This is a genomic window from Neobacillus rhizosphaerae (genome assembly GCF_050477885.1).
Classification (GTDB): Bacteria; Bacillota; Bacilli; order Bacillales; family Cytobacillaceae; genus Neobacillus; species Neobacillus rhizosphaerae_A.
Map to the genome: position 1 here is coordinate 1 of NZ_JBCNAC010000102.1, position 10,868 is coordinate 10,868.

The following is a 10,868-nucleotide window of genomic DNA, read 5'->3' on the forward strand; positions in this document are numbered from 1 at the left end:
GATTCAGCAAGAGGTGTATCGATGACGCGTTCCTCGCCAAATTGTTCATACAGGCCTTGTGTAGCTTTAAACACGCCGCCTTTTACCCCTACATCTTCGCCTAATACAAAAACCTTAGGATCCCGTTCCATTTCTTCTCGAATGGCCATAGTTATTGAATCAATATATGAAATAATTGCCATGTTATATCCCCCTTACTCCTGTGCATAAACATACTTCAACGCTTCTTCTGGTGCAGCATAAGGCGCATTTTCAGCATAATCTGTAGCTTCATTCACCAGCTTCATCACGCGGTCGTTTATTTCTTTTTCCAACTCATCATTCAAGACACCTGTTTCCTTTAAATACGCACCAAATGTAATAATCGGATCTTGCGTTTTTGCTTTTGCTACTTCATCAGGTGCTCGGTAAGAACGGTCATCATCATCAGATGAGTGTGGAGTAAGACGGTAAGAAACTGTTTCAACAAGCGTTGGCCCTTCTCCACGACGGCCACGATCGGCAGCCTCTTTCACTGCTTTATAAACTTCTAATGGATCATTTCCGTCAACAGTGATTCCTGGCATACCATATCCAATCGCACGGTCAGATACCTTTTCACAAGCTAATTGTTTCTCAATTGGAACAGAAATTGCGTATTTATTATTTTCACACATGAAAATGACTGGAAGTTTATGCACGCCTGCAAAGTTAGCCCCTTCATGGAAATCACCCTGGTTCGATGACCCTTCACCAAAGGTTACAAATGTAACTAGATCTTTTCTTTCCATTTTCCCTGCAAGTGCAATTCCTACTGCATGTGGAACTTGAGTAGTAACTGGCGAAGATCCTGTTACAATTCGGTTCTTCTTTTGACCAAAGTGTCCTGGCATTTGTCGTCCGCCTGAATTTGGATCCTCTGCTTTCGCAAACCCTGAAAGCATTAGTTCTGTTGGTGTCATACCAAATGTTAACACAACACCCATATCACGATAATATGGAAGAACATAATCCTTTTCTCGTTCTAGTGCAAATGCAGCTCCTACTTGTGCTGCTTCCTGTCCTTGACATGAGATGACAAATGGTATTTTACCTGCACGGTTCAATAACCACATCCGTTCATCAATACGACGGGCTAGAAGCATTGTTTCATACATTTCTAAAACTTTTCCATCGTTTAATCCTAAAGCTTCATGACGATTTTCAGTCATTTATTTCTTACCTCCCATTTGTTCACTAATAACCGCAACTTACTTATGAATGTATTGCCTTCCCGTCAACCGCTAGTGCGGCTTCACCAATTGCCTCTGAAAGACTTGGATGTGGATGAATGGTATGAGCAATTTCCCACGGTGTCGCATCTAATACCATAGCGAGCCCTGCCTCAGAAATCATATCTGTCACATGTGGACCAATCATATGCACCCCTAGAATATCATTGGTCTCTTCATCAGCAACAATTTTCACAAATCCATCTGATTCTCCAAAAACAAGGGCCTTCCCAATCGCCTTAAAGGAAAACTTCCCGATTTTCACTTTATGCCCATTTTCTTTTGCTTGTTCCTCTGTTATTCCCACACTAGAAACCTCTGGATTGCTGTAAATACATCTTGAAACAAGATTATAGTCAAATGGTGACGGATTCTTGTCAGCGATATGCTCAACAGCTACTATACCCTCATGGGAAGCAACGTGTGCCAGCTGTAAACCACCAATTACATCACCAATGGCATAAATATGTGATTCCTTCGTTTGGAAAAATTCATTTGTAACAACAAAGCCTTTTTCAACTTGAATTTCGGTATTCTCAAGTCCGATTCCTTCAGTATTCGCTTGACGTCCCACAGATACCAGAAGTTTTTCAGCCTTAAATTCCTTCTGTTCACCTTTCACTTCAGCGCTTATGCGCACACCATTATCCTTTACGAGTGTTTCTGGAAGTACTTTCGCGCTAGTTACCAGTTTAACTCCTTTTTTCTTCATTAACCGTTGCATCTCTTTGGAGATTTCTTTATCTTCAGTCGGAATAATTCGATCAGCATACTCAATAACCGTCACTTCTACTCCGAAATCAGAAAGCATAGATGCCCATTCTATTCCAATGACACCTCCACCTACAATAACAATTGAACTTGGAAGTGCTTCAAGCAGTAGCGCTTCATCTGAAGACATTACATATTCTCCATCAATCTCAAGTCCTGGAAGTGTTCTAGGTCTTGAACCAGTTGCTACAATCACGTTTTTAGGAATTAACATTTCATTGTCGTCACCATTGTTCATCTCAACCGAAATCGTTCCAGGCATTGGTGAAAAAATAGATGGACCTAAGATGCGGCCAATTCCATGAAAAACATCAATCTTGCCTTGTTTCATTAGATGTTGAACACCTTTATGAAGCTGATCAATAATTTTATTTTTTCTTTCCTGTACTTTTCCAAAATCAACAGACACATCGCCAGTGACTACTCCAAAGTTTTCGCTATGCTTGGCTGTAGCAAAGACTTCTGCGCTTCGAAGTAGTGCCTTACTTGGGATACACCCTTGATGCAGACAAGTCCCACCAAGTTTCCCTTTTTCAATAATAGCTGTTTTTAGTCCTAATTGTGAGGCGCGAATGGCAGCAACATAACCGCCAGTACCCCCGCCAAGAATGACTAAATCGTATTCTTGTGCCAATTGTATTTCCTCCCCATTTTCCTTAGATTTTTGCAGTTGAAAAATTTCCTGGGTACGTTTTCACTTCTTCTTCCCCGCGAAGGACTCGAAGTGCTCCTTCTGCAAGTGCTTGAAGTTCATTCTCACCTGGTTGGACAATAACATCTGCAATCCAATTTATCCGATCGGTGATAGATTTCACAAAGCCTTTTCCGTACGCAAGACCGCCCGTTAAAATTATGGCATCTACTTTTCCTGATAGAACAGCACTTGCGGCACCAATCTCTTTTGCCACTTGATAGGCCATGGCATCATACACCAGCTTCGCCTCTTGGTCTCCAGCCTCTATTCGCTGTTCTACTTTTATTGCATCGTTTGTTCCAAGGTAGCCTACTAGTCCACCCTGACCAACAAGTTTTTTCATTATTTCTTCACGGTAATGTTCTCCTGAGAAACAAAGGGCAACTAAATCACCTGCAGGCACTGTTCCGGCACGCTCTGGACTAAATGGTCCATCACCGTGTAGACCGTTGTTCACATCAACTACTCTCCCTTGTTTATGTATGCCAACGGTGATACCGCCTCCCATATGGGTAACTATTAAGTTCAAATCTGTATACTTTTTCCCAAGATCCTTTGCTACTCTTCGAGCGACTGCTTTTTGATTTAACGCATGAAAAATACTCTTTCTTTCAATCAAAGAGAAGCCGGAAATTCTAGCAATCTGATCGAGTTCATCTACAACGACAGGATCTACAATAAAAGATGGAATATTTAATCCTGATGCAATTTCATAGGCAATAATTCCACCCAGGTTTGATGCATGCTGCCCTGAAAAACCAGCCCGCAGGTCCTCAAGCATTCGATCATTAACAGCATATGTGCCCCCTTCAATTGGACGAAGCAAACCACCACGACCGCAAACTGCGGATAATTTAGAGATATTTATTCCTTCATTATCCAGTGTTTCCAAAATCGTGTTTTTTCTAAATTCATATTGATCAATGATATTGGTATAGGAATTAATTTCTTCTGCATCATGACGAATGGTTTTTTCAAAAATTGAAACTTCGTTATCGAAGACTCCGATCTTAGTGGATGTTGAGCCTGGGTTGATGATGAGAATTCGATATTCTTTATCTAGCACGTTGTTACCTCCATTTTAGACATCTTTCTAAAGGCAAAGACGCTGAATATCTTATTCAGCGCTCTGCCCTAATCTTATTCCACGAATTTGTTTATCTTGAGATTCTGCGACTTAAAATATGATGTCCGTTCTGAAGGAACTGGCTTCTTGAATTACGCATTCTTTCAATTCTCTCTTCAACCATACGATCGGCAGCCAGATAGGTTGGAATACCATCACGTTTGGAGATTTCGATTACCTTTTCAATACTTGTATAAAGCTGCTCAACCTTCTTTAATGCCCGTTCACGGTTATATCCATAAAGCTCATCCGCAACGTTAATGACTCCACCCGCATTGATTACATAATCCGGAGCATAAATAATGCCCATCTCATGAATAAGATCACCATGACGAGTTTCTTTTAATTGATTGTTTGCAGCTCCAGCAATTACTTTCGCTTTTAATTGGGGAATTGTATCGTCATTTATTGTTGCACCTAATGCACAAGGAGCATAGATATCACATTCAACACTATAAATTTCATTAGGATCAACGGCACGCGCTCCAAATTCTTCAACCGCACGTTGAACAGCTTCTTTGTTAATATCAGTTACAATTAACTTAGCTCCTTCTTCATGTAAGTGGCGGCATAGGTTGTAAGCGACATTCCCAACGCCCTGTACGGCAATGACTTTTCCTTCAAGAGAGTCTGAATCAAATGCTGCTTTTGCTGCTGCTTTCATTCCTCTATAAACACCATAAGCAGTTACAGGTGATGGGTTACCTGAAGAACCAAATGCTGGAGAGATACCTGTCACATAATCTGTCTCTTCATGAATTAAGTCCATATCAGCAACCGTAGTACCAACGTCTTCGGCAGTAATATATCTTCCATTTAGCCCTTGAATGTAACGTCCAAAAGCTCTGAACATTTCTTCGTTCTTATCTTTTCGTGGATCACCAATGATAACTGTTTTTCCTCCACCAAGATTTAAACCTGCTGCAGCATTTTTATAAGTCATCCCTTTTGCTAATCGAAGTGCATCTTCAATTGCTGCATCTTCTGACTCATATGTCCACATGCGTGTTCCACCCAAAGCAGGTCCAAGTGTAGTATCATGAATAGCAATAATTGCTTTTAAACCAGATTGTTTGTCTTGGCAAAATACCACTTGCTCATAATCATAAGTCTCTAAATACTTGAAAATTTCCATGTTCATATTCCTCCTCGAATTTTAAAAATCTCTATTTTGAAACACAACATAACGCTAATGCGAGTGAATAAAGCTTACTTTCTGCTGAGTCTGCTCGTGATGTTAAAACAATTGGCGCCTTAGCCCCAGCAATAACAGCCCCCACTTTCGCTTTAGCAAAATAAATTAATGATTTATATAATACATTTCCAACCTCAATTGTCGGCACCAAAAGAATATCAGCTTGGCCGGCTACTTCACTCTGGATTCCTTTATGTTCTGCCGCTAATACCGAAACTGCATTATCTAACGCAAGAGGGCCATCAACGATGCAGCCAGGAATTTGACCGCGCTTATTCATCATGGTTAGTGAGGCTCCGTCTACTGTCGCCTGCATCGCAGGATTTACTACTTCTACAGCAGCTAAAGGAGCAACTTTTGGTGTTTCAATTCCTAGACATTTTGCTAATGAAACAGCGTTATTAATAATTTGCGCTTTTTGTTGCAAATCAGGTGCAATATTCATACCAGCATCCGTAACAATGGTAAATCGCTCGAATCCAGGAACCTCAAAAAATGCAACATGTGATAGCACATTTCCCGTTCTTAAGCCATATTCCTTATTTAAGACAGCTTTTAAAATGAAATTGGTAGGAAGATTCCCTTTCATTAAAACATCGGCTTCTTTTTGAAAGACAGCCTTTACAGCTAATTCAGCTGAATCAATTGTTGAATTTGTATGAACGATTTTTAATAAGTTATTTCCCCGATCATCATACTTTTTCTTTTCTAGTAAAGATTTTATTTTATTTTGGTCGCCGAACAGGATAAAACGAGCGAGGTTTCGATCGACTGCATCTAAAATCGCTTCAATTACCTCTACATCCTCTGCGGCAGCAACAGCAACCGTATTAGTGCCTTCCCGGGTTGCTTTTTCAATTAATGAGTCTAGCAACAAGTTGTTATCAACCCTTTCTCCTTTTCCTGCAACTCCGTTTTATTAACATGCAAGTTTCATGCCAACTTTTAGATATGAAAACGCTTCATTTCACACACAACCACCACGCAATAATTTTCATACTATGAAAATTATTGCGTGCTATTTTTTTCAATATTGTATTTATCAAGCTTGTAATATAAATTCCTTACTGATAATCCTAATGTTTTTGCCGTTAATGTTTTATTGCCATTCAACCGAGTAAGTGTTTGTTGGATAATCTTCGCCTCATAATCCTCTACTATTTCCGATAAGGATTGCCCTAATTTGAAAGTATCAGTAGAATTTGCCTGGGAGTGGTCCGTACTCTTTTTATTTTGTAATTCAGGTAAATGATGTACATCGATTAATGATTCATTGTAATTCATAAAAATAATAGCTCTGCCAAGTATATTTTCTAATTCCCGTACATTCCCTGGCCAATCATATCCCATTAACTGAAATAATGCTGCAGGAGTAACTCCTTCAACATTCCTTCCATAATCACGATTAATTTTTAGGATTAACCTCGCACAGAGAACAGGAATTTCTTGCTTTCGTTTTCTTAACGGCGGAATATGAATAGGCATTCGATTCAAACGATAGTATAAGTCTTCCCTAAAGGAACCACTCGCAATACCTTTTTCTAAATTAACGTTGGTGGCTGCAATGACTCTGACATTAATAGAAATAGGCTTTGTTCCACCCACACGAGTTATTTCATTTTCTTGCAGTACCCTTAAAAGTTTTGCTTGTGTATTGGCAGAAAGCTCACCAATTTCATCAAGAAAAATACTGCCATTATTCGCTTCTTCAAAAAAGCCTTTTTTTCCACCTCTTACCGCTCCGGAAAAAGCACCTTCTTCATACCCAAATAACTCGCTCTCCAATAACGTTTCAGAAATGGCAGCACAGTTCACACGAATAAACTTGTTGTATTTTCGATCACTTGCATTATGTATTGCATGGGCGAATAATTCTTTTCCTGTCCCTGACTCTCCTCTAAGGAGGACTGTTGCGGGTGTTTTCGCTCCAAGCTTCGCTTGCTCAATCGCCAGCATCATTTCATCTGAATGACCTATAATATCCTCGAAGGTATATTTTGCCTCCAACTTACGTATCAACTGTCTAGCCCGATTTAGTTCCCGATTCAGAGATTTAATTTCAGACATGTCATGGATGACGCCCACGCTACCTTTTAATTTTCCTTTGACAATAATTGGGGCAACATTTACAATTACTTCTCGTTTATTTGGGCCAACTCTCATTGGGGTACCACGGACCGCTCTTCTGGTTTGGAGTACCTTCATATGCATGCTTTCTCCCTCAGAAATGTCCGCAGTCGCTGGCTTACCAATTACTTGCTCTTGTGTTAGTCCGGTAATACGTGTGTAAGCAGGATTGATAAGGATTCCTCGTCCATTTTCATCAACAACTGAAATAGCATCGTCACTAGAGTGAATAATGGCTTGAAGCATTGTTTGGATTTCCTTTAAATCAGTGATTTCTTCCGCTAGATTAACCACCTCTGTTATATCTTTAAAAACAGCGAAAGCCCCTATTAACGTTCCATTCTCTTCAATAATGGGAATACGTGTCGTAATAATTTTTCTTTCATTACTTAGCACCATTTCCTGGTTTGCCTCTATTCTTCTAGTCTCAAGAATCAAAGGGAGGCGGGTTGTAGGGATTACCTCCACTACGTTTTTGCCAATTGCCTGCTCTTTCTTCACCCCCATTATTTCTTCTGCACGCTTGTTAAACAAAATGACTTTTCCATGATTATCAATAACAACCATCCCATCGTTCGTTGCATTGAAAATCAATTCCTGTTGATATGATTCATTTTGGTGTTTTTGCACCAATTCCTCTTTTTCTTCCATTAGCTGTGAAACTAGGAAAGCCACGCTCCCCGGAATTAATACTGTCTTCTTATTTTTTGTATCTCGTAACTCTTGAAAGACCGTGTCATTTCCTGTCACTTCAATAATAATATCTATATTCCCTGTTATAAACTGCCTCCAGCTTGTCCCTGTTTGAATACCCTCTTTTTTGGCTAATAATATGCCCGGTGCATCCACGTTACGGTCAATTACTACTGCAACCCTCAGCACCTCTGATTCTTTCAAAATTTTTAAGATTGCAGTACCGCCTTTTCCAGCGCCAACAATCATCACGTTTTGCATGATTAATACCCCTTTGAAAAAAGAAATTTTTTTCATTTAATTCTAACAAACCCGTGCAATTTACTTCATGTTTTATTTTATTACCAAACAGATACCTTGACAAATTTTATCTATGTACTAATATTTTGATGAGGTAGAACATTAATTAAAATTAAACTTTGGAAGGATTTATATATGAAACGGATTATCGCCCTTGCTATTTTAGTCATTCCAGGAATTTTCGCCGCTTTAGGGATTAAATTAATGCGTGATATGACATTTGGTATTCTCCAAGCCCCCTTTCCATTTTTACTACTACAATTTATCGTGGGCTTACTTTTCTTTATCGGAGGTCTAGGATTTGTAGCTGGTTTTATCTTCCATAGAGATCGTAAAAAAAATAAAGTACAAACGAGATTTAAAAAATAAAAAAGAGGCCGTCATGGTCTCTTTTCATATTGTTTTCTTATTCGAAGCGCCTTCACAGGATCATCAGTAATAATAGCCGTACAATTAATATTAAAGAACCGGTGCATATCTACGTCCTTATTGACCGTATACGGTCTCACAGCAATCCCGTTATCCATAGTATTCATGATGATATTATCCGACATCGAAGAGTGTTTAGGGTGAATCCCTCTTGCTCTAATCGATTGTGAATAAATCCATGGCATATAAATCCCTTCAATAAATAAAGGTGCTGTTTCAATTTCTGGGGCTATCCTGTAACTATAGACTATACTATAGTGATTAAAGGAGGAAATAATAATTCGATCAGCTAATCCATACCTTCGAACAAGCTGAACGACTTTTTCTTCCATTCCTTCATAGGGAATCAACCCATTCTTTAGTTCAATGTTACATATTAGCTTGTTTGTCCGCATCCACTCCAGTACTTCAATTAGGGATGGGATCGATTCTTTTTTAAGACCCTTATGATTAGCATTTAGATTTCTAATTTCTTTATATAAAAAATCTTTAACAAATCCAGTACCACTTGTGGTTCTATCCACTTTTTCATCGTGAATAACGACAATCTCGCCGTCTTTTGTTAATTGAACATCGAGTTCTATGCCATCTGCTCCAGCCTTTTCCGCTTCATAAAAGGCACCCATTGTATTCTCAGCAAAAGAAGCTGAATAACCACGATGCGCAAAAATCTGTGTCATTTTTTCACTTCCCAACTTCAAAAAATGGAGGAACTTTATAATGAAACCATTACAATTATCGCCAGAAACAGCCATCAAACTTTCTAAGCAGTTAAACGTTCCACTAGAACAGCTTATGCATATGCCACAGCATATTCTAATCCAAAAACTAATGGAATTGGAAAAGAAACAAGAAAAATAAGAAGTTTCCTCTTTAATAAATATTAATAAGTAAATGCCTTCATTCATAGGATGAAGGCTTAAACTGGTATCGTTATTAAAAAAGTAGTCCCTCTTCCTTTCTCACTTTCTACCTCAATTTTCCCCTTAACCTTATTGACGGTACTATATACCATTAGCATTCCAAGACCTGTTCCTTCTTCCTTTGTAGAATAATAGGGTTTCCCTAAACGTAAAATTTCTTCTTTTGTCATGCCAATTCCACTATCTTGAATTTTAAAAACTATATTTTGCTTTTGTTCAAAAATATCAATGATTAGTGTGCCGCCTTTATCCTTCATAGCTTCAATTCCGTTTTTTAATAAATTTATTAAACATTGCTGTATTTGGTTCTTATCATATCGCTTCTTTAGTGTGTTATTAAAACAGAATTGTACTTCCACTTGATGCATGGTCGCATAAGGAATGATTAGATCCTTTATATATTCTGCATCTTCTCTAAAGTCAGAGTAAACCATATTTTCTGATTGGGGTTTAGCAAGAGAGAGATAGTTACTAACAATCCTTTCAGCTCGATTTAATTCTTGTAATGATAATTCAACATATCTTCGTTCCTCATGATTGATTGTTTTGGATTCATATAAAAGCTGGAGAAAACCACTTGTTACCGTAAGTGGGTTTCTTATTTCATGAGAAACACTAGCTGATAATTCACTGACAACATTTAATCGTTCAGATTGCAAAAATCTTTCTCGATTTTTTAAATTAGAAATTATTTGCTCTATTAGGACCATAATGATGATCATCATTCCAGTGTAGGTTGTCAGGGTATAAAATGTGAGCGTCCAAAATTCCCTATTTAAGGAATTAAAATAAAAACTTAAGCTTAAGAGATACACCCCTACATTTAGGAATGAAACCATTGAAGCAGAAGAAATTCTCCTTTTAGAACTTAATTGAATGAACCTTTTACTAAAAGCAGGTATTAGAATAAATGCACCCGTAGAATATAAAAATGATTGAAGTATTCCATCTCCGCCTAAATAATAACGATATATATTTAATACAACATAAAGAGGAAATACCTTTTTGTACCCTCCAAAAAGTGCAACAATAATAAACGGAATGTACCGCAAATCAACAATAAATCCAACTTTCAATTTAATTGGGATGGTCATACAAAGAACCATAGTTACTGTTGACAGAAGAATAAGAATTATTTTGTTAAAAGAATTTGGCCTATTTTCAAAGAAGATTAAAAAAGTGACAACTGGTAAAAGTATAAATAGGAAATTCAACAGTAATGTTTCAAACAAGAGGTTTTACATCCTTTCAGCACCAAAACTTATGAAAATCAGATTTTTTAAACTAGCTCATGCATTCTTTATATTATCAGATTTACAAAAAATTAGGGAGTTCTTTCTAACCATAATAAAAGACCAAT

At 38.0% G+C, this 10,868-nt stretch carries 11 protein-coding genes and 2 pseudogenes; 3 read left to right on the plus strand and 10 right to left on the minus strand.

Translation table 11 applies throughout. The annotated features are described in order from the left end of the window. The 7 genes and pseudogenes from ABES03_RS13725 to ABES03_RS13755 all read right to left on the minus strand — a co-directional run. Positions 1–182, minus strand: a pseudogene (locus ABES03_RS13725) (alpha-ketoacid dehydrogenase subunit beta); the annotation flags it as partial. Positions 183–194: 12 nt separating this feature from the next. Further along, positions 195–1,190 carry a thiamine pyrophosphate-dependent dehydrogenase E1 component subunit alpha gene (locus tag ABES03_RS13730; protein ID WP_430117824.1) on the minus strand — a complete coding sequence of 332 codons (996 nt, stop codon included), beginning with the start codon at positions 1,188–1,190 and terminating at the stop codon, positions 195–197. A 43-nt stretch (positions 1,191–1,233) separates the two neighbouring features. Continuing rightward, complete coding sequence (gene lpdA / locus ABES03_RS13735; protein ID WP_430117825.1) at positions 1,234–2,655, minus strand: dihydrolipoyl dehydrogenase; 1,422 nt, start codon at positions 2,653–2,655, stop codon at positions 1,234–1,236. Between the two features lie 22 nt (positions 2,656–2,677). Next, on the minus strand, positions 2,678–3,781 hold the full coding sequence (buk, locus tag ABES03_RS13740; RefSeq protein WP_430117826.1) for a butyrate kinase: 1,104 nt from the start codon (positions 3,779–3,781) through the stop codon (positions 2,678–2,680). A gap of 91 nt (positions 3,782–3,872) precedes the next feature. Continuing rightward, positions 3,873–4,976 (minus strand): branched-chain amino acid dehydrogenase, encoded by a 1,104-nt coding sequence (bcd, locus tag ABES03_RS13745; RefSeq protein ID WP_307286867.1) that lies wholly within the window; start codon positions 4,974–4,976, stop codon positions 3,873–3,875. 31 nt (positions 4,977–5,007) lie between these two features. Then, positions 5,008–5,913 (minus strand): phosphate butyryltransferase, encoded by a 906-nt coding sequence (gene yqiS / locus ABES03_RS13750; protein ID WP_430117827.1) that lies wholly within the window; start codon positions 5,911–5,913, stop codon positions 5,008–5,010. 131 nt (positions 5,914–6,044) lie between these two features. Then, positions 6,045–8,117 carry a sigma 54-interacting transcriptional regulator gene (locus tag ABES03_RS13755; protein WP_430117828.1) on the minus strand — a complete coding sequence of 691 codons (2,073 nt, stop codon included), beginning with the start codon at positions 8,115–8,117 and terminating at the stop codon, positions 6,045–6,047. A 174-nt stretch (positions 8,118–8,291) separates the two neighbouring features. Here ABES03_RS13755 and ABES03_RS13760 point away from each other — a divergent pair, with 174 nt between their 5' ends. After that, positions 8,292–8,525 (plus strand): DUF2627 domain-containing protein, encoded by a 234-nt coding sequence (locus ABES03_RS13760; RefSeq protein WP_430117829.1) that lies wholly within the window; start codon positions 8,292–8,294, stop codon positions 8,523–8,525. An 11-nt stretch (positions 8,526–8,536) separates the two neighbouring features. On the opposite strand, the gene ABES03_RS13765 is transcribed toward ABES03_RS13760, so the two are convergent. Further along, positions 8,537–9,265 carry a glycerophosphodiester phosphodiesterase gene (locus ABES03_RS13765; RefSeq protein ID WP_430117830.1) on the minus strand — a complete coding sequence of 243 codons (729 nt, stop codon included), beginning with the start codon at positions 9,263–9,265 and terminating at the stop codon, positions 8,537–8,539. A gap of 40 nt (positions 9,266–9,305) precedes the next feature. On the opposite strand from ABES03_RS13765, the gene ABES03_RS13770 reads away from it, so the two are divergent. Continuing rightward, entirely contained in the window at positions 9,306–9,446 is a 141-nt protein-coding gene (locus ABES03_RS13770) for a YycC family protein (protein ID WP_309860805.1), read from the plus strand. A gap of 58 nt (positions 9,447–9,504) precedes the next feature. Here the strand turns inward: ABES03_RS13770 and ABES03_RS13775 are convergent, their stop codons facing one another. Continuing rightward, a complete protein-coding gene (locus ABES03_RS13775; RefSeq protein WP_430117831.1) occupies positions 9,505–10,167 on the minus strand; it encodes an ATP-binding protein in 663 nt (220 codons plus the stop codon). 186 nt (positions 10,168–10,353) lie between these two features. Further along, a pseudogene (locus ABES03_RS13780) lies at positions 10,354–10,614 on the minus strand (LytS/YhcK type 5TM receptor domain-containing protein); the annotation flags it as partial. Here ABES03_RS13780 and ABES03_RS13785 point away from each other — a divergent pair. After that, positions 10,514–10,868, plus strand: a 355-nt coding sequence (locus ABES03_RS13785; RefSeq protein ID WP_430117832.1) for a hypothetical protein, incomplete at its 3' end; no start/stop codon positions are given. The pseudogene ABES03_RS13780 and the gene ABES03_RS13785 sit on opposite strands and share 101 nt — an antisense overlap.

What these genes read in the sequence shown, in the direction of transcription:
- ABES03_RS13760 (WP_430117829.1), top strand. Translation starts at nt 8,292, where the DNA reads ATGAAACGGATTATCGCCCTTGCTATTTTAGTCATTCCAGGAATTTTC.
- ABES03_RS13770 (WP_309860805.1), top strand. Translation starts at nt 9,306, where the DNA reads ATGAAACCATTACAATTATCGCCAGAAACAGCCATCAAACTTTCTAAG.
- bcd (WP_307286867.1), bottom strand. Translation starts at nt 4,976, where the DNA reads ATGGAAATTTTCAAGTATTTAGAGACTTATGATTATGAGCAAGTGGTA.
- ABES03_RS13730 (WP_430117824.1), bottom strand. Translation starts at nt 1,190, where the DNA reads ATGACTGAAAATCGTCATGAAGCTTTAGGATTAAACGATGGAAAAGTT.
- ABES03_RS13765 (WP_430117830.1), bottom strand. Translation starts at nt 9,265, where the DNA reads ATGACACAGATTTTTGCGCATCGTGGTTATTCAGCTTCTTTTGCTGAG.
- ABES03_RS13755 (WP_430117828.1), bottom strand. Translation starts at nt 8,117, where the DNA reads ATGCAAAACGTGATGATTGTTGGCGCTGGAAAAGGCGGTACTGCAATC.